The following is a 22,706-nucleotide window of genomic DNA, read 5'->3' on the forward strand; positions in this document are numbered from 1 at the left end:
TGAGTTAAATCTTAGCTATTGAAAATAAAGAATATACACTAAAGACGTGATACCAATCGCTGCCCACAGCATCACCCCAAGCAACAAAGGTTTGGGGCCACTCGCCCGCATTTTCTGCACTGTAATTCCTGCACCAATCAAAAACAAACACAGGACTAATGCCCGTTTCGACACCATAAATAAGGTGTCATAAACAGCGTGGAATTGTGGCAACCAATGGGCCACGGCAATGGCTAAACAATAAAAACCGATAAAATACGGCAGGATAAGCTTGCGCTTATTGCCACCAAACAACATAGCGCTGACCAATGCTATCGGAATAATCCACAGGGCACGGGCGAGTTTTATGGTTGTTGCGGTTTTTAAGGCTTCATCGCCGTAGGCCGAAGCCGCGCCGACAACCGATGAAGTATCGTGGATGGCGATGGCGCTCCACACGCCAAAATCGTATTGGCTCATATTGAGCAAGTGGCCGAGTGCGGGGAATAAAAATAGCGCGACTGAATTGAGCACAAATACGCAGGCTAATGCAGTGGCGGTTTGATCGTTACGCGCATTGATGGCCGGAGCGACTGCGGCAATGGCACTGCCACCGCAAATAGCGGTACCAGAGGCGATTAAGTGGCCCGTGACATGATCAAATTTCAGGGCGCGGGTGAGCACAAACCCTAAGCTGAGGGTGAAAAAGATTGAGCCAACAATCAGGCCGAAGTTGTGGGTGCTCGCCTCGATCGCCGCGTTTAAGTTAATCCCAAACCCTAAGCCAATGATCGAATAAGACAGGAGTTTTTTGGTGAGTGCGGCGATATTCCATTGCACTGGCACCCAACCAAGGCTGGCTAAGGTAAAACCTAACACTAGCGCCATGGGCGATGAGATAAAAGGCGCGAGGCATAACAAACCCGCACAGATGAAAACGATGCGATGAGTCTTATTATCTTGCTGTGATGTCGATGAAGAATTCATAACGCCTTAGGCTCGAGCGATTCGGTTTATCGTTCCAACCACAGATCTTCACATTAAGCGACGGATACAAAATGGCGATCAATTGGATTGATCATGGAGACAGATGCAAGAGGGCATTATAGCTGGGTGTATGAGCCTCAATAAAATCAATTAAACTTATCTAGTCAGTCAGTTTTATTGACTCTCAGAGGATTGTGCAAAGCAGGAGGGTAAATCGAAGAAGATGAACTGAGCTCAGTTCATCTTCTTGGCTAGATAATAAATGGCGAGGTTACAAAGCGTGCAATTATAAATTTACGATACTTTTCAAGTTGTAATCGCTGCCATCCTTTGCGGTAAACAACTTATCTTGGGTGTCGTTGGCGCTGGACATACCCGCATGTAATAGGCTGAGCCAATGGCGCGATGCGGCAGAACGTGACTCTGGTGTTCCGACTACCATGTTTAATGACGTTCCGATTTGGATATCTTCCAGATTGGCAACGTCTCTCGCACCTATCATGCCACTGCGGTCGAAACTGAGTTCAACGTGACAACCTAGGTCCTGTAACACTATGGCGCAAGGCGCATCTTTAGTGCCGTTAAAGGCCACAAACTGTTTTGGCTGACGTAAACCACTGTGGCTGCCGTCGGCAAAAAAGGCCAACAGGTGTTGGTAGTAAACCACATAGCTGCTCACATCTTGGTGTGAACCAGAGTTAAGTGGAAAGAGGCGGTCGAGGAATTGTTTCGCATTAGCGATCTTCTCGTGCTCGGCGACATTCACTTGGGCCACGGCTAGCACTTCTTCTGCGATGAGGCTGTTTAGATTCGGTTGGATCTGGTTGCTCTTGATAATTGACATATTCATCGCTTGTTCCTCTCACTCTTTCAATTTAAAAAATTCAGGGTTTTGATTTCACTTTTGGCTTATCAAAGTTTGTCTTCAATTTGGTTTGTCCGCTTTGAGTGCTTAGCCACTTTAAGTGTGAGTGGTTAAGCATTTCTTGTACTGGAATGGCTTAGCTTGTTCGCATTAGCCTTTCCTTGATTGCTTGATTTGTAGTCTAGTCTTTTTTTTACTACAATTTCACAATAAAAATTTTACACTGTGAATTTTACAAAATGCGCAATGACCAGAGCTTGATGAGAAAATCACATTTCCTAGGCACAAAAATACGTAACTTACGGAAACGTAATAATTTAACTATGGAAGATTTGTCGGCACGATGCATTCGAGTCGATGCGGGAAGTGCGCCCTCTGTGTCATATTTGTCGATGATCGAACGTGGCAAGCGTGTGCCGAGTGCAGGAATGCTGGCTGTGATCGCCGCGGTTTTTCAAAAAGACGCCGAATGGTTCTTAGACGATGTGCCCGAAGAAAACGCCATTACGCCAGACAAGGGCCGACGTGGTGGCATAAGTGGTATGGCACTCGAACCCAGCTTTTTGTTTTCCAATGATATTTTACAAATAGCGATACCTGAGATGCTGTCGCAGACAGGGATCTCAGGTCGGCAGTTTGCCCATTTATTGATCCGCGCCCATCAAGAACATCATCAAAATCATTTCCCCGATCTTGAACGTGCCGCTGAAGAAGTCGGCCTCAAACGTATGCCCTTATCTCTGGACGATATGCTGGATATCGCTAAGGGAATGGGATTAAAAATCAAGTGGATAGACAGTACGCCGCAGGAAGTTATCGATGAAATGGGCGTGAGTTCGCGTCAGTTGGTCACCTCATTTATTGAGCCGCCGAGCACGATTTATGTAAATAAAATCCTCAAAAATCGCCCCAACAGACTCAAATATGATTTAGCCGTGCACATAGGTCATTGCGTGTTGCACAACAAGGACGGCCTCAAGAGTGTGATGATCTCAGGTCGCAAATTAGAAGTGGATGAAGAGGCGGGTATGCAGTCCAATACCTTGAATGCGCAGGATATCTTGCATGCGTGGCGCGATTTTGAATCGAGCTTCTTCGCCGGTGCGCTGCTGTGCCCTAAAGTGCCTTATCGCCAATTACTCGACCGCCACGGTTATGAGATTGAAGTACACAAGCAACTGCAAGTGTCAGCCTCAGTCGCAATGCGGCGCATGACAGTGGTATCTCCTTATCCTCATTGGCATTATTTCGACGCTTACGCGCCGGGCAAACTCAAAGCCGTTTACCGTGGTAACGGTATTCCACTGCCTTGGGGCAATATGCGATTAGTGGAAGACCCTTGTCAGCATTGGGCCGTCTTTAGGATGATCAGCGAGCCGACGGTCGGCACTTCGGCACAGATTTCGATTTTAAACGTCGGCAACGAACCACGCATTTACTGCTGCGAGTCGATTAAAGTCGAAGACTCGGCAGGCAATCCCCATGTTCTCTGTGCTGGCATAGATTTAAATCCAGCGATTGAAGCCCAAGGTAAAGATGCCCTGTCTATCGCCCACGATTTGAAGAATGCCTGTGTCGCCAGCGGCGGTTCAGTCGCTATTCCCAAACACATTAAAAGCGATCTGGTGAGCGTCGCAAAAATCCTCAATATCAACTGGATAGAACGCGGGATCAAAAACGACGCCCGCCTTATTTGCTCTCGCGGCGCCGTATGCCCACGTCAACCCAGCTGTTATCAAGCGGGTAAATCACAGTGTGATGGTACTGAATAAAGTATCGCAGATGGGATTGATGTTAAGCACTCTCACTCCAGTGACTCGCCGTAAACTCGTCCCTGAGGGCTCGACGACGGCATCCATGCCGCCAACGGTCACTGCCGCGAGAGTGCTTAACTCTGTGGACTCCTGTGTTTGTCTGTATCACTCATTTAGTTGATAGTTAAAAAAATAACGACTTTATTCTGAAGTATGAGTAACTGATTAATAAAAAGGGATTTTATGTCTGATGATATTGTAGAGTTTAACTGGCAGAAGCCTATGTTATGCACTGATGGAACGGAATTATTTCCAAAAGACACATTAAATAGAGCAAGATACGCTTCATTTTTGCACAACTATTTGGCAAGTAATGCCATCGATGGCGGTTATGTATTAAACCTAAACGCTAAGTGGGGATCGGGTAAAACCTATTTCATTAACCGCTGGATAGAGAGCATTAAAGAGAGTCACCCTGTCGTTTATATTGATGCTTGGAAGCAGGACTATTCAGACGACCCAATGCTTACGGTGATTTCATCTTTGATAAACGCTTTAAGTGAGCAACTGCCACCTGACAATAAAGCTGTGTTAAATATTGCCAAGAAATCTGCTCGTTTTATCAAGGCCGCTGCACCTGCTTTACTCAAAGGATTGGTGAAAAAGGCAACTGGTTTGAATCTCGATGATGTTTCAATCGAAGACGAAGATAAAATATCGCCTGAGCATAAAAGTGATGGCAAAGGTTCATCGGATATTTTCGGTGAGTCAGGCGCGGCCATTGCACAATGCTTAGTGAAAGATCACAACGATAAACTGAAGTCGGTTGAATATTTACGATCTGAAATTAAAGAATTAATTACTGCGGTAATTGCACATAAAAAGGGTACTTTAAAAGCACCAGCTTTTATATTCATCGATGAATTAGATCGCTGTCGTCCAAGTTACGCAGTAGAGATGTTAGAAGTCGTGAAGCACTTTTTTGAGCTCGATAATATTGCATTTGTTGTTGCGACTGATACGGAGCAATTACAGCATGCAGTGAAAGCTGTTTATGGTGAGGGCTTTGATGCTCAAACCTATTTAGGGCGATTCTTCAGGCGCCGTTACTCGTTAACAGAGCTTTCCCGCTATGAGTTTGTAAGCCGTATTGCAGAAAGCAAGGTAACTTACAATCCGAAATGGAAGGAATACGTACCTAGTCTAGCTGAATTAGATGACTTTACTAACGTGGTTTCTACTGTTGCGGATAGATTTAGGCTTTCTCTAAGGGAAACTGAGCAGTTAACGGATAAATTTATAGCTGTTTTAAGCAATACACCCAAGACATTTACCCCTTATTTATTGCTGACTTTATTTGTCTTGAGGGATAAGCATTTTTCGCTTTATAGTGAATGGGTTGAAGCAAATGATAAAGACCATGATTTTTCTCTTTCAATATCAAGTATTGGATATTTCATAGATGATATTCCTATTTGTTTTTATAATCATGAAGAAGGCTTTTTACCTAAATTAGTTACATCACCACGTGGCCTTTCTTTTAATTTAGGATTAAATGGATTGCTGGCTGAAATGAATAAAATGTGCTCGAATTGGATACCTAGAGATAAGAGTATGTATATAAAGCATTTAGATGAAAAACATGAAAAAAGTATATCTTACTTTGATAAAATAGATTGTTACCGTCAAGAGCAATTATTAAATCTCTCTGCAAGTAAAACGGATTATAAAAACTGGGTAGAGTTAGCAGTGTCTTTTGATGAATAGAAAGAAGCGCTTATCTATACTCCTTAGTCATTTTAGAGCTATCCATTTATGAAATTTTGGTATTAATGTAACAATTGTAAGCTTCAAAAATACACAGAGATTAACGAGATTAAGCACTCGCATGTAAGTGACCGTTGGCGGCATGGTCGCTCTTTCACATCCATGTGATCGCGACATTCGTAGGTCCTTCTATATCAGATGCCGCCGTCGAGCCTATAGGGATATATTCACGGCGAGTCACTGGAATGAGAGTGCTTAATCATTAGTTATGTCGTCACTCATGTGTTTATCGCTTTAAAAAGAACTCATCTCACAATTCCTACTCTATGATTTTTATCAATTAGCCTCGCTCATAATCGATTTCATTCGGTATTTAATACAACAAACCGAGCAAACACACTACGGTGCTGGCGGGCAATATGGGCTGTAACCAGCGTGGTTTGTAACTGAGTAAAATCACTAGGATTATCGAACTTAAACACACCCAGCCGAGCAGTAATACGCTGGCGTACGCTGGGCCGTAATGACGACTGGCAAGCCAATAGCACAGGACGAGCGTTGCAGTACCAGCGGTGCGAAATCCGCGTGCCTGTGCATCGGTTAACGGGCGGTTACGCACGGCGCGGTGGTGGCTAAAATAAGACAAGGCCAACAGCCCCATGGCGATAAAACAGGTTAACAATTCGCCTGTGGCTGTCATGATTCAACTCCTAATTCTGTCGTCGCTTTGGTTACCCGTGTAGCCAGCACTTTTTTAGGGCTACGCAAGCGTTTGGCTGCCATGTAAAACAGCGCTGCAAGTCCGAGCATCATGAGATCAAATCCTGCAAGAACATAGGCTTGGCGCTGTAGATTGCTTATCAGCTGATACTGCGAAGTCATGGCGTTGAGCAGAGGTAGCAGGCCATAAAGCAAGGCGGTGAGTAAAAAGAGTCGTTGCCATGTTTGTTTATCTCGTTTGAAACAAGCGAGCAGTGCGACTAACGCCCAACTGATAAAGAAACAATGGATTTCCCAGTTCTCTCTATTCGCAAAGGTGACGGGTAAGAGTCGATTGGCATAAAAATAACAGGCTAGCGCAATGGGCAGGCCAGCAAAGGTGGCGAGATTCAACATGTTCACTAGCGTGAGCCCGCTATGATTCTTATCTTTTTTAAGCTGCTTTTGTGCCAGCTTATCGGCCCACATAATCGCGCCGCTGGCGATCATCACGCAGCCCGTTAATCCCGCCAGTAAATACAGTAAACGTAGGCCTTGGCCTGCAAAGCGACCACTGTGCAGGGCTATCATGGCACTTTGGGTTTGATTCGCTCCCGAAGTCACAGCCGACTGCGCCAACACAGCACCGGTCACAGTAGACAAGTGATACCAAGGCGCTTGCTGATTTAAGCTGTGCTCAGGGGCGATTTTGACTGTTACGCTGGCATTGCTGTCGTTGAGATTATCAAACTGCAAGCCTTCAAGTGGCGACTCACCCACGACACTGTGAATCGCACTGAGTAAACTCTGACTATCGAGCATAGTGGCTGGTGTGCCAGTGGCGGCGGGAGTTTGGTAAATGGGTTTCCATTGCGAATAAAAGGCTTGAGTTTCATCACCATATTGCGTGTTAAGTCCCCATGGCATATACATAAACATCAAAGTCACTAGACCGGTGTAAGTGATCATAAGATGAAAGGGCAATGCGAGCACTGAGCTGGCGACATGGGCATCTAACCAAGAGCGCGGGCCTTTTCCGGGGCGAAAACTAAAGAAATCCTTAAAAATACGTTTGTGGATCACTATCCCGCTGATGATGGCGACTAGCATGAACATAGTGCAAAAGCCGACAATCCAACGCGCTGTGAGCACACTCATATAGTACAAGTCGAAATGCAGTCGATAGAGAAAGTCGCCCCCTCGGCTTTCCCGTGCTTTAGGTAAGGCTTCACCTGTCGCAGGGTTAATAAAGCCTTGATGATAATCACCAAATCGCTGGCCTTCAGCGGCGGGATCGCTCCATGCATAGGTCAGTAATGGCACCCGTTGTGTGGGTAAGTAAATCCACCATGACTCAGCGTCAGGTGCTTGTTGTGCCAAGGACGTGAGGCCCTTGAGTATCAATTGTTGATTATCCGCATTGGCATCATATTGGCTGCCGTGGTTTTCGGGTTGCATCCACAGGTTGATTTCAGCACGGTAATAGGCCGCTGTTCCGGCGAAAAAAACCAGAAACAACACCCAGCAGGTGAGCAATCCAACCCAAGTGTGTAGCCAAGTCATTGAACGAAAAAAGGAGTCTTTCATAATCCACTCCCTTGAGCACTTGTAGCATCAAACGCTTTAGCGGCGAGGTAAGCTAAATACAGCAGACCGCTAAGCGCGAATAAATCCAGCCAGTATCGCCATGTTGATTTAACGCTGAACACCCAAATCACGGCGCAGGTGTACACAGTAAATGACAGCATCATGGCGGTTAACACCCGATCAACCTGAGATAACGGCAGGATTTGTGCGAGCAAAATAGTCGCTACCGCACTTAACAAATAGCCACCAAAGGTTGCTGCGAGGCAGCGATTGCCTATGTTCAGGCTATCGCTCCAGATGGCTGACGTTTTCCAGCGCATCAGTCTTTGTGTTAACGGTGGAGTCATGTTGGTTTTTTCAGTCATGATGGTGTGCCACTTCTGCTGAATTTGTCTTGTGAGTGCGGGATAGCACAGAGATTAACAAGGCGGGTAAAAAGGTTAAGCTGAGTAGCGTTGCCACGATAAGACCTGCCAATACCACTATGCCAACGCCGCGGTAGAGTTCGCTGCCAGCACCGGGGAATAACACCAGCGGCAATAAGCCAAACAAGGTCGTCGCGGTAGACATTAGAATCGGTCGTAATCGACTGGCGACGGCAGATTTGACGGCATCAACGACACCAAACTGACCCGATTGCAGGTTTTTACGGCTCTGTTCCACGATCAAAATCGGGTTGTTAACGACTGTGCCTAATAGGATTAGAAATCCAAGCATAGTAATCATATCAAAGGGTTGGTGCCAACCTTGGCCGCCAAGATACGCAAATAAGCTGCCAGTATAATTAAGCGCTTGTAAGCCGACTAAACCGCCCGCAAGTCCGAGCGGGATAGTGATCAGCACAAATAACGGATAACCCCAGTGATTAAAAATCGCGACTAATAACAAGTAGATGATCAACACGGCGACCAGAAAATTGCTGGAGAGTGCCGCTTTCGTCGCTTCGAGCTGATCGGCTGCGCCCGAAATATCCAAACTGACATCTTTGCCGACAGCACCTTGTTGATAGAGGATGGGGACTAATTCTTCCCGCACCTTAGCCACAGCGGTTTCTAACGCAATGGAACGTGGCGGAATAATGTAAAGGGTCACCGTTCTGCGGCCATCGACGCGGCGTAAACTGTCACTATCCATTTGCTCACTAATGTCGGCCAAGGCTTGCAGTGGCAGTACATTACCCTTAGGCGTGACTATCGGAGCAAGTGCCAATTGCGACAGACTCTGTTGATTGCCTGCCAGACTAAATAGAAAGATATCCACCTTGTTATCATTGAGGAAAAACTCGTCGACATAGGCGCCATCGCTCAGTGCCGAAACCGCATAGCCAAACTCGCTGCCGCTAAAATCTTGTTCTACAAGACGTTGCCAGCGAGGGGAAATCTGCCAAAGTGGTTGGTCTAGCGACAAGGTCGATGGGTCTGAATACAGCTGTGGTTCGGCAAATACTTTTTCCGCCGCTTGATACGCCGCTTCTGCAGCACGATAGAGGCTGACTTGATTTGGGCCAGAAATGTCCAAGGCGACAGCGCGGGTGCCACCATCGTTGCTGGAAATAATGGAGCCCCGCGATGAATAGGCGCGCATGCCAGGATATTGCTCAAATAAGGCGGTGAGTGAACTCATCATGGCATCCATATCTTGGCTGCGAACGGGCTCGCTCATCACCCAAATACTGCCGACACCCACGCTGAGGGTATAGTATTTTAGTGGCGGAATTTTTTGCTCACCAGATTCAAAGGATGTTGCCTCGGCATTGACTCTCGCAGATAGCTGAGTCGTTAATTCTTCAGCAATTTTAGCCATTTCCGATAGGTTGTAACCCGGCGGTGCGACCATAGAAGTAAAGGCTTTTGGTTCTTCGCCTTCGGGTAAATATTCGGCCGGAGGCATAAGCCAAGCCGCAAGCCCAATCGTCGAGACGAGTGACAGCACAATCACAAAGGTGCGGCGTCTTGCCGACAGTACAAGTTGGCTGACTAAGCTCAATATGCGTGATGCTTTGGGGGGCTCACTTTGGTTTGTCTGCGCCGAGTGCATCTTACCGAAACCAAAACGGGCAATAGCGGCGGGTACGATGAACACCGCGACCAGCATAGAAGCGATAATGGATGAAGCGATGGCAATCGCGATATCCGAGTACAGTTGTCCCGCTTCTTGTTTGATAAATAGAATGGGTACAAACACTAGTACTGTGGTGAGCGTCGAGGCCAGTACCGCAGGCCACACATCGTAGATACCACTTATGGCTGCTTCGAGACGATCTAATCCGCGTCTGCGCGCTTGTTCAATGCTTTCGAGCACCACAATGCTGTTATCGACCGTCATGCCTATGGCAAAGGCAACACCCGCCAATGAAATGACATTAATGGTGCGATCAAACACCAGCAGCCCGACGAAGGCGGCTAAGGTACACAGCGGAATACCGATAACACCAATCAGGGTTGCTCGATTCGAGCGCAAGAAGAGGTACATGACCAAGGTTGCCAGTAAGGCACCTAGACCTAAATTCACCCACACATTTTCAACTGAATCTTGCACATAGCGCACATCATCACTGAATAACTCTAACTGCATGGCGTGCTGGGCGAGTTGATTTTGATTGATCTGCGCTATCACGGGCATCATGGCATCTTTGATGGCGATAACGTTAGAACCGACATCCCGTTTGACCGCTAAGCTGAGGGTGCGTTCTTGTTCGGCAAAGGACAGTTCACGGATCTCGGCGTGGTCGAGTTTTATCTCGGCAACGTCTTGCAGCAGAATATTCGTATTACCTTGGCGTTTTAAAATCAGTTGCTTAAGTTGATTTAAATCCTCAAAACGGCCAATTACCCGCAGTAAATAACGTTTTTTACCACTGTCGATATCGCCCGCAGAAGTGTCCTTGTTGCGATCTCGAATGGCTTGGCGCACGTCCATAATGCTGATGCCACGTTGGGCGAGTTTGGCGGGATCGAGCAGTATTTGGATTTGCCGTTCGGCGCCGCCTTGAATGGTGACAGAGGAAACGCCTTTGACGCGCTCCATTTGTGGCCGAATAAAGTCGTTAGCGAAATCGCGCATCATGTCTATGTCTAGATTCAGCGGGTTCCCCGCGACAGGCACGAGACGGAAATACATGAAAGCGTTGTCTGAATATGAACTGCTGTAAAGCCGTGGTTGGTCGACGTTTTCTGGATAAGACGATACTTGGCTGAGCGCATTGCTAACACGAATAAGCGCGTCACTGATCTCAGTGCTTTGGGGGAATTCGAGTTCTACCCATGCTGAACCGGTATCGGCCCAAGATGTCATGCGTTGTAAGTTGGGCAAGGTGCGCAGGTAGCGTTCCTGCTCAAGTAGAATTTCTTTTTCGACGTCTTGCGGCGTTGCTCCCGGCCAACCTGTGGCGACACTGATGGTGCGCACATCTAAGTCGGGGATCATTTGGATTGGGATACGCAGTGCGGCAGCCGTGCCCAATACGCAGAATATCAAGACGATGACCGACAGTAAGGTGCCATGTTTAATACCAAACTTTAGCATCCTACTAACCTCCTATGACAGAGTTGAGCACAGAGACTGACTGTTGGTCTTGTAGGCTCTCGTTACCGCGGATCACTACGGGCGCATCTTTGGGTAATGGGCTGAGGATTTCAATCCCGATGGCGCTCGTATGGCCCACTTGAACGGTATGGCGTTGGGCTATGTTGTTTTGCACGGTAAAGACGCTGAACTGGCCGTCGGGGTGACGGACTAGCGCATCTTGCGGCACGACAACACTGTGTTGCGCCCGCTGTAAGTGGAAGATGGCGGTGGCCGATGTGCCGGGCATCAAAAGTCCATCCGCTTCGGGAATAGTCAAGCGTACCAAGAAGCTGCGAGCATTGTGGTCGCTCACAGGGACAAGGGCATTCACATGGCCGATAAACGCTTGTTCAGGCAGCATGTCGGCGGAAATGTCCACGTGAGTCGCAGTGGCTACGCTTTGGAACATTTCCTGCGGCACTTGAATGTCGAGCCAGAGCTGTTCTTGGGATACTAAGGTGAAGATTTCAGTGCCGACATTAACCCATTCACCGGTTTCAGTTTGTTTGCTGGAGATCACCCCTGCAAACGGTGCCATCAGTTGGTGACGGGCGACTACCTCTTTTTGGTGTGCGAGTGCTGCCGTTAAACTCTGCAGATTGGCTTCGGCCTCGGTTAACGCCGCTTGGCGAATCGCGCGCTCTGTTTCGGGGAATAACTGCTGAGCGCTGAGCGTTTGCGCCTCGGTGAGGAGTCGCTGCTTTTCTGCCAGCATGGTCTTAGCGGCTATTACATCGGCTTGACGCTGTGCTAATTGATGTACGGCTAAGGTATCGTCGAGTGCGAGTAAAGGCTGGCCTGCGCGGACTTGCGAGCCCGCATCGACCAGCACTTTGGCGACTAGGCCATCGGTACGTGCCGATAAGCGAGCCACCCGTGCGGATTTAATGGAGCCACTGAGTGGCAACAGTTCATTGGTGCTGCCCGTTTGGGGCAAGGCGACTGTTACAGGTACTGCGCTTGCGTGAACTGCAAAACACAGCAGGTATAAACCTATCATTAAATACTGCACGTTAACTCCATCTCACTATTAAGATTGTTACTGACTGATAAAACTCGTGGTGGTGATGTGTAAAACGCTATCAACCTCGTTGCCAGCCAGTGTTTGCTTACCTTCTGTGGTGTGGTTGCTGACGAGTAAGTAGCGGCCCGCATCTGGGGTATCGAGGGCGAATTTACCTTGGGCATCGGTGGTGAAAGATTTACTCCAAAAACCGGGGCGATAAACTTGTACTGGATGATTCACCAGTGGTGCGCCTTTATAGCTAAGCACAAACTCGGGAACGCCTGACTTTACTGGCGTAAATTCAAAATCTTGCAGCGCTTTTGTGTGTTCTTGTCCCGTGCGGGCATAGAGTATTGCGGCCTGCAATCCGGTCTCAGTTTTCCATGGTTGCCACGCGGTATCGGCATAGAAACTGATGTCACTCTTGCTATCTTGGGTTTTGACCAGTAGATGATCGGCCTGCGTTGTGGCGGTTAACGGTGTCTTGGCATTGGCGGCGAAAATACGCGCCGCGCTTAACGATGCTAACTCTTCTGCCGAAGCTTGCTCTGAACCCGGTTCGCCAAATTGCACTTTAACTGAACCATCGTTATTACGCTCAAGCCATACTTCATGTGCTTGAGCCGAAAAAGCGATACCGCCGAGTAAAGTGAGTATTACAAGTGCTTGTTTCATTTGATCATCCTTAATGTTATTTCGGGTTAGGGCTATGTTTTAGAGCGTCCAACGTAGTGATAGTGTGGCATTACGTGGCTCGCCAAAGTCGGCGTAACCCCAGAGTGAACGGTTGTAGTTCTTGTCGAAAATATTGTTAATGTTTAATTGCATAGAAATAGAAGGTGTGATTTGGTAGCCAAACATTAAGTCAACGAGTGAGTAGGCGGATTGTGTTTGGCGGTAAGCCACATTCGGCGCGCCATCGACACCCCAAATAGTGCCTTGATAGAAGGTGCTGCTCTGCCAGCGCCAGCTTGCACCTGCAGTAATGCCCGGCAGAATGTCTTCAAAGTTATATTTAGTGGTGAGTTTGAAGATATCTTCGGGCAGATAAGTTTGACGACGTAGGCCATCTTTATCTTCTGCATTGTTGTGGGTATAACCGCCGCTGATATCCCATAAGTCGGTAAGACGTCCGGCAATTTCTAACTCATAGCCCTTGGTGGTAATCCCATCCACACTTTCGTAGATAGAGTCACCGGAAGGTAGCTGACCTTTACCTGCATATTCGGGTTCGTTGTCTTTATTGGTTTCGTAGATGGCGGCTGACATGTTTAGCGTGTCATCGAACAGCGCGACCTTGACGCCGCCTTCGACGTTTGTGCCTTCTGCAGGTTCGAGCAGTTGGCCATCTTCACCAAAATAGGTGCCAGGTTTGAAGATTTCAGTACGGCTAGCGTAGACAGCGATCTGCTCGGTCACATCGTAGACTAGGCCGTAGTAGGGGATGAAAATACCGGTTTTTTCCATGGTCGCATCTGTGCTGTTACCCACGAGATCATGCTTTTCATAGGACCAGTTACTTACGCGTCCACCGACCATTAATTTCAGTGAATCCAACAGATTGACACGGACAGTGCCGTAAACACCCGATTGGCTTTGCTCATTGGTTTGGCCATTGGTGGGTGAATTAGGAATATTAGGCTTGGGGTAATTGCCCTGATCCGCAACGTTATAGCGACGTTGGGGGGCGGAGTTCGTGTTGATGTTATCGAACTCGTTGTCACCATAGTTAAAACCGATCACAGCGCTATGTTCACGGCCGAGCAAGTCGAAGTTACCCGTTGCATACAGGTTGAAACTGTTGGTATCGGATTCACGATCATGTTGGGCGGCATAAGTATCGCCCCAAGGGCCAACAAATTCGCCGGTTGATTTGACGATATAATCGCCTGGGTAAAAGGCCAATGCGTCTATGGTGGCGTTAGCGATACGATAGGCACTGACGAGTGACCAGTCGTTATCGAATCTATGTTTAAATTCGGCCATGAGACTCTTTTGGGTCACGTCCCAATGGGTCCAGTCCTGTGAGCTAGAGTAGTTGCGGCCAAAATCGACAGCTGTGCCATCGGTATAAAATGCGGGATTAGAGTTCCAGTTATACACACCGTCGGTTTGTGATTTTTGATAGTCCGCAAACAGCGACAAGCTAGTATCTGTGCCGAGACTCGTTTCAACTACGCCATAGAGCACTGTGGTATCGCGCTGATAGCGATCGATAAAAGAATCGCCTTTCTTCACCGCACTCACGAATCGACCTTTCACATTGCCCGAATCCGTTAGCCAGCCAGAAACATCGGCCTCAAGTCTATAGGTATTCCATGAGCCATAACTTGCACTTGCCGTGGCACGGGTGTCATCCGTTGGACGTTTACGAATAAAATTAACCGTGGCAGAAGGTTCACCTAAACCGCTTAAAATCCCTGCCGCTCCTTTTAATACTTCAACCCGTTCGGCAATCACAGGGTCTAAACCTTGATCAATTGAGCCGCTGTAAACATGGGATGAAGAGGTTGTGATTAAGCCGTCAATTTGCACCCCGCTGTCGAGTGCATAGCCGCGCACGAATATCTGACTGTTTTCAGAGGCATCGCCCACCATAGTGACGCCAGGAGTGTGATTTAACACTGACTCCATAGTGATCAAACCTTTGTCACTGATCATTTCTTCGGTAATTAAAGTGACGCTTTGTGGGGTTTCTTTGAGTGACATAGACAAACCCGTGGCGCTATTCATTGCCGCGCGGGTGTATGTTCCTACCACGTTCAATCTTTCTATCTGTTCTGTATCTTTTTTCTCATCTTGCTTAGGGTCAGTATTGGCTTGAACCGTCAGAGTAAGTGTGCTGAGAAGTACAGGGATCAATGGCGAGCGCCAAGACGTTAAAACAGATAGGGGAGGCATGGTATTTCAATCCTTTCAGGCGATTTCAGATTAAATGATGATTGGTGATCCTGAGTGCAAATAAAGCGTTTAGGTGCAAATGAGAATCGATCGCATGATAGGTTTGTTGAAAATAAATGCAATATGCTCAATGTGTAAATTGTTTAAGCTGGGTTGTAACTTATTGGCGAATAGCTTGTCAGCGAGCTGTGATAAGCCGTCGCAGTGGGATCTGAGGTTTTAGCGCATGCCTTACTATAACTCGGTTTCAGGGCATTGACTGGGAACTCAGGCTGTTGTGGTTCGAGTCAATTTAGCCAACAAAAAGGCCACAGTCGTTACTGACTGTGGCCTTTAATCTTTACAATTGAATCGAAATCCAACGGACTTGTTAAGCCTAAAAGTGTGATTTACACCTTAGGTTTACGCCCGCACTTGGCCTGTGCCTGAGACTAAATACTTCTCAGCGGTCAAGGATTCGAGTCCCATTGGGCCGTAGGCATGAAGCTTAGATGTCGCGATGCCGATTTCCGCACCAAGGCCGAGTTCGCTGCCGTCGGAGAAACGCGAAGAGGCATTGACCATTACCACAGAAGCATCGACTGCACGTTGGAAGTGTGCGGCTGTGACTTCGTTTTCGGTGCAAATCACTTCGGTGTGCTGGCTACCAAAACGGGCAATATGTTGGATAGCATGGTCGAAGTGATCCACTTGGCGAATGGCGATTTCGAGGTCTAAATACTCTTGGCCGAAATCGTCTTCTTCCATGTAAGTACAGTTTTCAAAATAACCACCGGCTTGAGTACAAGCGTTGATTTTAACCTTATGCTCGGCCAGCGCTTTGGCTACTTTAGGCAGGAATTGCGAGGCAATTTCTTGGTGTACTAATAGGGCTTCGAGGGCATTACATACGCCAGTGCGCTGGGTTTTACCGTTGAGCAGTAAGTCCATAGCAATATCCAGATCGGCATCTTTATCGACGTATAAATGACACACGCCTTTAAAATGCTGGATCACTGGGATTTTACTGTTGTCAGTCACAAAGTTAATCAAGCCTTCGCCGCCGCGGGGAATGATCACATCGATATAATCTCGTTGCTGCAGCAGTTCTAGCATGAGGGCGCGATCTGGGTCTGGCACCACAGTGATTAACGCCTCGGGCAAGCCGTATTGTTTCAATACACTTTGCAAAATGGTGGCGATAATTTTACTGCTGTGCAGCGCCTCTTTACCACCGCGCAAAATCACGGCATTGCCGGATTTAAAGCATAGGGCACCCGCATCGGCGGTGACATTGGGGCGCGCTTCATAAATCATACAAACCACGCCTAATGGCACGCGCATCTTGCTGATGGTTAAGCCGTTAGGTCGTTGACCAATATAGCGTTCGTTGCCAATGGGATCGGGTAAGGCGGCGATGGTTTCAATGCCTACCGCCATAGCTTCTATACGCTCTGGCGTTAGCGTTAATCGGTCGAGCATGGCAGGGCCGACGTTATCGGCGGTCGCTCTGTGTAAGTCGATTAAATTTGCGCTTTGGATTTCATAGGACTTTTCGCGTAATGAGCATGCCATATCGAGGAGTACAGTATTTTTAAGCTGTTCGTCAACTTGGGCGAGGATCAGAGCCGCTTTGGCAGCTTCTTGAGATAAGTTTTTGATTAAAGTCATATTTACTCCGCTTAGATGTTTACTCGCTTAGTTTTATTCGGCTGATGCTTATTCGAGAATGGCGATGTTTTTCTCGGAAATAATCGGTCCAGTCTTTTGCTGAAATTCACTGGCAAACTCGCGATCGTCTTGGTCCGTAATAAAGCTAAGTAAACAGCTGCTGTAATTGGATTTGGCCTTGGCCAATTTAGTGCCATCGTCTTTGCGTACTAAAATGGTGTCACCGACAGAAAAGTCCCCATTGATGGCAACGACATCGTCACTGGTCAATTGCTCGCTATGGATATCAAGGGCGATATTAAAGTCATTTTCAACAATGACTTCGCCTTGAGCCTGCGAGGTATGTGTCATCCAGTGCAAGTGATCCTGCATTGGCTTCTCATCGGGGGTAAATAAGGTTCCTGGGTTTTGGCCCTTCAACAATTGGTTGAATGAGTCGGCATCAAAACCATTGATAATAAAGGTTTCGATCCCGTGGGAAATCGCCTTCTTGGCGGCTTGTATCTTAGTCCGCATTCCCCCCGTACCGACGGCACTGCTGGCGCCGCCTGCCATGGCGTAGATTTCGGCATTAATCTCGTTCACTTGCTTGATAAGCTGTGCATCGGGATTTTCATGGGGGTTTTGTGTGTAAAGCCCGTTCACATCTGAACAGATAATCAGGGTATCGGCATCGGCCGCCGCGGCTACCATGGCCGAGAGATTATCGTTATCGCCAACTTTGAGCTTGTCGGCGGTAACGGCATCGTTCTCGTTGATGATAGGCAATAGCCCATGTTCGAGTAGGCTGAAAATCGTATCTTTAATACTGATATAACGATCTCGATTGCGTAAATCGCCGTGGGTTAACAGTAGCTGTGCGGTCGGGAAATCAAATAACTTGTTCCATGTGGCCATCATATCGGCCTGACCTGCTGCTGCCATGGCTTTCTTCACAGTGACGCTCGGTTTATCCACCACGCCAAAGTGATGCCATCCCGCGGCGACGGAACCCGAAGAGACCAAGACAACTTGGATCCCTTGTGCACGACAATAAGTAATAAATTGGGCAATGCCGAGTAAGTAGTGGCTGCTGCAACCTTGTTTGTGTGGAGCAATCAGGGCACTACCTACCTTAACGACAATGCGTTTCCAGGGTAAGTCAGTCATACCTGCGCGCCTCATCTGTCTTCGGCTAAAACACGGCCAGCCTTATGGAATAATTTAGTGGTTTTGGCACAAGGATCAGTATCGAGTAACGAGACTATCCAAATCACCACACTGCTCACGGCAAAGCCGGGGATCATCTCATACACCACTGTGGTTAAAGCTTTACCGTCAGCAAGTACTGGTGCATAAATCCAAAACAGGACTGTGGCTGCACCTGACACTATGCCGGCAATCGCGGCTTTGTGGGTTAGGTTAGCTTTATACAAGCTAAACAAGACTAACGGACCGAAGGCTGCACCGAATCCTGCCCATGCATTACTCACCAATGACAGCACACTGCTAGAGCGGTCAAGCGCCAGTAGACTTGCTACAATTGCCACGCCTGCTACGCCAAAGCGTCCCATTTTCACCATGTCTTTTTCGCTAGATTCTTTCTTCGAGATCACGCGATAAATATCTTCCGTTAGCGAGCTTGATGACACTAATAGTTGCGATGAAATGGTGCTCATGATCGCGGCCAGAATTGCGGCTAATAAGAAGCCACTAATGATCGGATGGAACAACAACTCAGAAAACACGATAAAGATGGTTTCAGGATCGGTCAGCTTCATGCCAAATTTATTGGCGTAAGCGATACCGACAAGACCTGTTGCCAGTGCACCCACAATGGTCACTGTCATCCAGCCCATACCTATGTGTCTGGCGGTTTTAATGTCAGCGACTGAACGAATTGCCATAAAGCGCACAATAATGTGCGGTTGGCCAAAGTAACCGAGTCCCCAAGATAAGCTTGAGATAAGCCCTAACATAGTGACGTTCTGCATGGCATCGGTGAAGTGTGGAATCGATTGATACGCAAAGTTCAGCATAGTGTCAGCGCTGGTAAACTCTTGATATGCCACCACAGGCACTAAGATTAAAGCGACAAACATGATACAGCCTTGGACAAAGTCAGTGAGGCTCACTGCTAAGAATCCGCCCAACAAGGTATAAGAAACCACTACGCCGAGGGTGACGACTAAACCTATGTCGTAGTTCAGGCCAAATGCTGACTCAAATAACTTACCGCCAGCCACTAAACCCGCTGAGGTATACAAGGTAAAGAAGATCACAATGATCACGGCCGAGATAATTCGGATACTGCTGTTGGCATTGCCGAAGCGTTTAGCAAAAAACTCCGGGATAGTGAGGGCGTTATCCGCGACTTCGGTATAGACCCTTAATTTGGGTGCAACGACCAAGTAATTAATTAGAGCACCAATTAATAGTCCAAGTGCGATGTAAATGGTTTCGAAACCAACCAAAAACATTGCGCCGGGAAGACCCATTAGCATCCAGCCACTCATGTCAGATGCACCCGCTGAGAGTGCGGTGACCTGTGGGCTCACCTTGCGGCCGCCCAAAATATAGCCGGATACATCGCTGGTGGATTTTTTATAGGCGAATAAGCCAATAGCAAGCATGGCGATAAAGTAAATCGCTAAGGAAACGTAAGCCAGGTAATTCATGGATTATTTGTCTCCTAACGCTTTGTTATTTTGAATAATACTCGGTTTCAAAATGACAAAGAGATAGGTGCTTAATATTGCGCATAAACACATAAACTGCATTGTTTCCTTGGCGTGTAATCGGGTAAAGCTTGCTACTTGCGAGATAAGATTTTCCTCTGGTGGGTTCTCCGTAGACATAATTGCTCCTTGGTTGATAATTGAATTTATATCACCAATATAGTTAGTGATCTAATTATATTAAGGCATTTTATCGGCCAAATATCAAGCTTCTATTGGATTTAAATGGTTGTGGCGGCGGTACGAGAGTAGCTTTTGGGGCGGAAAATAGTTTGAGAACTGACTATTTTGCTGAGGTGTTTTTCTGCTCGGCGATACTGTGGGCAGTGCGTTCGAAGGTTAATGTGATGCGTTCAAACATCCCAGTAATCAGAGTGAATTGTTCGTGGGGTAACGGGCATTGCGCTAGCGCTTGTAATAAGGCTTCGCTGCTGGTGTTAAACTCTTCTGCGACTTGGCCGTGGGCGCAGGTGATAAATGCCTGACCTAAATTGTGTTGCCAGAGGTTGAGTGCATTTTCTAAGCCTAAGTCTGAGTGCGTATCTGAAATCCCCTGCAACATGCGCCGCATTCGAATCGACACATGGCCTAGATTCAGTGCAGTGAACACCAGATCGGTAAATACCCTCGAACTCTTGCCCGAGCCTTTTTCGTAACTGGCTATCCGCAGCAGTCGATCGCCCATGCGGGCGTTAAACCAAGGCTCAGGATCGTTATGCTGCGCGATATGCACTAGATCTTTTTGGATGGATTGCAGCAGACGATATTGCATTAACCGCTGGCTAGGTTCGGTAATCAATTTAAACAACCAATACAGCACAGTGACGCCAACAAAAATCGCTAAGGCATTGCTGACAGTGTTTTCTATCGCAAATGAAATGGTATTACTGGGCTGTACTAATACCGCAAACGGCACGCAAATCCCGAGACCATAGGGCAAGGTCGGTCGATTCGCTAAGGCGAGTAGCCCAATAAAAAAGGGGCCTGCGAGCACTAAAATGAGGATTTCGAAATCACCGCTACTCTCTGCCAGCAAAGGTAAAGCGTAAAACACTGTGAGGGGCACAGCGATAGTGATACCGACAAGAATACGGCGCAAAATCGTGGTTAGCATCGGCAGTGGCTGGCGCGCCATCATGATGGAAAAGACCACTGGCATCAGGATCATCATGAGTACCGCGCTCGACCCTGTGCCGATCCACAGCGAAGCACCAATGACAAATACCGCCATGCTGCGTAGACCGGTCGTAAACCCTATCAGTGGATCTCGGTGAAATTCCATTGGCGGCGCGTTGAGTTGTACCGCAGAATTGCTTGTCAGTACGTTATAACTCTTGAGTACCATGATTAGATCGGCGCTTAACTCCATCGCAATTTTGAGTAAGCGAGTCTCTAATGGGGTTCGGTCGCGGTATTGCATCAGGTTTTGTTGGAGTTGATACCTTAAAGTACGCGCCATTTTGTAGCATTCTTGGTCATCAGTGGATTGCGCCATCAGGGTAAAACTGCTGCGCATATTGGCTAAGGTTTTCGCGAGCGGTTCGCTGACCAGATGGGAATGATTACGTTGTAGTCGGCCAAATATTTGGATTGCCGCCAACAGCGAAAGGGTTTTATTGCAGAGAAAGTTCGCCGCATGGCTCTGCCCGCGACCTTCGGGACCTTCATAAATCACCGCGCTGGAGTCGTCACTCAGCGCCGATACTGATTCCATAATAGTGTCGATATGTTCATGGCGGCTCGCATGTACGCCCTGTAAATCTAGTTCTAATGCAAGATATTTAAGTGTTTGATTAATTGTGTTTTTAGCATGCAGTTGCAGACCATGTTTTACCTTAGTCGGCCAAAGTAGCGAACTGACCAAGACGGCACAAATTGCGCCGACGATAATTTCGCTGATCCTCGCCTGCGCCACATCGAATATTTTTGCACTATCGGCCGTGCTCGGGCTTGCCATCACAATGAGCACTATCAAGCAGGCTGTCATGCCCGCCATAGCAAAAGCATAGACAAAGTTTTGCTGGCGTACCATGGCCGACAACCCAGAATTTAGCCCTATCCAGCAGGCGAGTAATCCTAAGGCGAGTTCGGGATAGGGCGTAAACTCGTTGAGTATGGCAATCCCCGCGAGCGCGCCGACTAAGGTGCCGCCGATTTGGCATAAGCCCTTTTCGATCACGAGTCCACTTTCGGGGCGAATTTGCAAAAATACCGCCGACACCAGCGCCCAATATGGCCGTTCTAAATTTAAGAACATGGCCACATATAAGGCGAGCGCCATCGAGATCACGCCCTTAATCGCGAAGATGAGGGTTCGTCGGTCAGGAAAAAATAAACTCTTAAGTAACAGCGTCATAATGACTATTTGTCAGTCTGTAGCTGGATGGAAACTGTCATGCCGACGCTCAGCTCTATGTCCTTAGGAATGTTATCTAGCTGGATATCGACCGGAATCCGCTGCGACAACCTCACCCAATTAAAGGTTTGGCCGATTTGCGGCAATAACTGCCCATTAGTGGTGACATTGGTATTGGCAATCGCCTTACCTATGCTGACCACTTTGCCATGCAAGACATGGCCACCACTCATCAGGCTGACATCGGCGTTTTGACCTATGTGAACCAAGGGGATTTTGGTTTCTTCAAAATACCCTGTGATATAGAGAGAGTCTTGTTTAACGAGCGAAAATACTGAGTTGCCTTTGCTGACATAGTTGCCATTACGCAGGCTTAAATTGATCAGGGTGCCATTTTCGGGAGCGTGAATTTGCGTCCGCGCTAAGTCAATTTTGGCGGTATTCAATTGTGCCTGTGCGAGTTCATAACTGGTTCTTGCCAGTTCGGTATTGATAAAGGCTTCGTCGAAGGTTTCTTTGCTGACTAAGTTGGCATTGGTCAAACCGATACGGCGTTTGTATTTATGTTTTGCCAGTTCCCATGCCAATTTTTGGCTTTCCGCTTTGGCATTCAATTCGGCAATCGTGGCCTTGTAGCGGGTATCGTCCACAGTGAACAACACATCACCCTTATTGACGACTTGATTGTCTTTTACATTCAGTTGGTTCACCCAACCGGATACATCTGGCGCTATGGTAATGATTTCGGCGCGAACTCGGCCGTCGCGGGTCCAAGGAGAATAAAGGTAGTGCGACCATATCCAATGTCCGGCGATACCTGCAATCGCGACCACAATAAGGGTGAGGCTGATACGAAAGATTTTTCCCATGA

At 47.6% G+C, this 22,706-nt stretch carries 18 protein-coding genes; 3 read left to right on the forward strand and 15 right to left on the reverse strand.

All coding sequences use genetic code 11. The annotated features are described in order from the left end of the window. Positions 1-15 precede the first annotated feature (15 nt). Together L5M38_RS12335 and L5M38_RS12340 are read right to left on the reverse strand one after the other, a co-directional pair. Positions 16-966 (reverse strand): YeiH family protein, encoded by a 951-nt coding sequence (locus tag L5M38_RS12335; RefSeq protein WP_263179274.1) that lies wholly within the window; start codon positions 964-966, stop codon positions 16-18. Positions 967-1,252: 286 nt separating this feature from the next. Further along, a complete protein-coding gene (locus L5M38_RS12340; protein ID WP_011845404.1) occupies positions 1,253-1,816 on the reverse strand; it encodes a malate synthase in 564 nt (187 codons plus the stop codon). Positions 1,817-2,070: 254 nt separating this feature from the next. On the opposite strand from L5M38_RS12340, the gene L5M38_RS12345 reads away from it, so the two are divergent. From L5M38_RS12345 to L5M38_RS12355, 3 genes are all read left to right on the forward strand, one after another. Then, a complete protein-coding gene (locus L5M38_RS12345) occupies positions 2,071-3,603 on the forward strand; it encodes a DUF3612 domain-containing protein (protein WP_263141342.1) in 1,533 nt (510 codons plus the stop codon). 10 nt (positions 3,604-3,613) lie between these two features. Further along, positions 3,614-3,766 carry a hypothetical protein gene (locus L5M38_RS12350; RefSeq protein ID WP_263179276.1) on the forward strand — a complete coding sequence of 51 codons (153 nt, stop codon included), beginning with the start codon at positions 3,614-3,616 and terminating at the stop codon, positions 3,764-3,766. A 62-nt stretch (positions 3,767-3,828) separates the two neighbouring features. Next, positions 3,829-5,352, forward strand: coding sequence for a KAP family NTPase (locus L5M38_RS12355; RefSeq protein WP_263179277.1), 1,524 nt, complete (start codon positions 3,829-3,831; stop codon positions 5,350-5,352). Positions 5,353-5,725: 373 nt separating this feature from the next. Here L5M38_RS12355 and L5M38_RS12360 read toward each other — a convergent pair whose 3' ends face one another. The 13 genes from L5M38_RS12360 to L5M38_RS12420 all read right to left on the reverse strand — a co-directional run bounded on the left by L5M38_RS12360 (position 5,726) and on the right by L5M38_RS12420 (position 22,704). Continuing rightward, the gene (locus tag L5M38_RS12360; RefSeq protein ID WP_259510925.1) at positions 5,726-6,052 is read right to left on the reverse strand and encodes a DUF3325 domain-containing protein; all 327 of its coding nucleotides are present in this window, start codon (positions 6,050-6,052) and stop codon (positions 5,726-5,728) included. Continuing rightward, positions 6,049-7,638, reverse strand: a complete 1,590-nt coding sequence (locus L5M38_RS12365) for a PepSY-associated TM helix domain-containing protein (protein WP_263179279.1) — start codon at positions 7,636-7,638, stop codon at positions 6,049-6,051. Before L5M38_RS12365 ends, L5M38_RS12360 begins: the two co-directional genes overlap by 4 nt. Next, positions 7,635-8,003 carry a hypothetical protein gene (locus tag L5M38_RS12370; protein WP_263173903.1) on the reverse strand — a complete coding sequence of 123 codons (369 nt, stop codon included), beginning with the start codon at positions 8,001-8,003 and terminating at the stop codon, positions 7,635-7,637. Before L5M38_RS12370 ends, L5M38_RS12365 begins: the two co-directional genes overlap by 4 nt. After that, the gene (locus L5M38_RS12375) at positions 7,996-11,163 is read right to left on the reverse strand and encodes an efflux RND transporter permease subunit (RefSeq protein WP_263179280.1); all 3,168 of its coding nucleotides are present in this window, start codon (positions 11,161-11,163) and stop codon (positions 7,996-7,998) included. The genes L5M38_RS12370 and L5M38_RS12375 overlap by 8 nt, the downstream gene beginning before the upstream one ends. Before the next feature lie 4 nt (positions 11,164-11,167). Further along, entirely contained in the window at positions 11,168-12,217 is a 1,050-nt protein-coding gene (locus tag L5M38_RS12380; protein ID WP_263179281.1) for an efflux RND transporter periplasmic adaptor subunit, read from the reverse strand. A 27-nt stretch (positions 12,218-12,244) separates the two neighbouring features. After that, a complete protein-coding gene (locus L5M38_RS12385; RefSeq protein WP_263179282.1) occupies positions 12,245-12,886 on the reverse strand; it encodes a DUF4198 domain-containing protein in 642 nt (213 codons plus the stop codon). 39 nt (positions 12,887-12,925) lie between these two features. Beyond that, positions 12,926-15,112: a TonB-dependent siderophore receptor gene (locus L5M38_RS12390; protein WP_263179284.1), complete on the reverse strand. Its 2,187-nt coding sequence runs from the start codon at positions 15,110-15,112 to the stop codon at positions 12,926-12,928. 402 nt (positions 15,113-15,514) lie between these two features. After that, positions 15,515-16,762 carry a glutamate-5-semialdehyde dehydrogenase gene (locus L5M38_RS12395; RefSeq protein WP_263179285.1) on the reverse strand — a complete coding sequence of 416 codons (1,248 nt, stop codon included), beginning with the start codon at positions 16,760-16,762 and terminating at the stop codon, positions 15,515-15,517. Between the two features lie 48 nt (positions 16,763-16,810). Further along, positions 16,811-17,911, reverse strand: coding sequence for a glutamate 5-kinase (gene proB / locus L5M38_RS12400; protein ID WP_263167945.1), 1,101 nt, complete (start codon positions 17,909-17,911; stop codon positions 16,811-16,813). Between the two features lie 11 nt (positions 17,912-17,922). Further along, positions 17,923-19,419, reverse strand: coding sequence for a sodium/proline symporter PutP (gene putP, locus L5M38_RS12405; RefSeq protein WP_168826179.1), 1,497 nt, complete (start codon positions 19,417-19,419; stop codon positions 17,923-17,925). 3 nt (positions 19,420-19,422) lie between these two features. Then, positions 19,423-19,599, reverse strand: a complete 177-nt coding sequence (locus L5M38_RS12410) for a hypothetical protein (RefSeq protein WP_168826181.1) — start codon at positions 19,597-19,599, stop codon at positions 19,423-19,425. Positions 19,600-19,762: 163 nt separating this feature from the next. Beyond that, positions 19,763-21,835: an FUSC family protein gene (locus L5M38_RS12415; protein WP_263179287.1), complete on the reverse strand. Its 2,073-nt coding sequence runs from the start codon at positions 21,833-21,835 to the stop codon at positions 19,763-19,765. Positions 21,836-21,840: 5 nt separating this feature from the next. Beyond that, positions 21,841-22,704, reverse strand: coding sequence for an HlyD family secretion protein (locus L5M38_RS12420; RefSeq protein WP_263179290.1), 864 nt, complete (start codon positions 22,702-22,704; stop codon positions 21,841-21,843). Between the last annotated feature and the right edge of the window lie 2 nt (positions 22,705-22,706).

The sequence above is a fragment of the Shewanella sp. SM101 genome (genome assembly GCF_025654465.1).
In the GTDB taxonomy this organism is placed as follows: domain Bacteria; phylum Pseudomonadota; class Gammaproteobacteria; order Enterobacterales; family Shewanellaceae; genus Shewanella; species Shewanella oncorhynchi.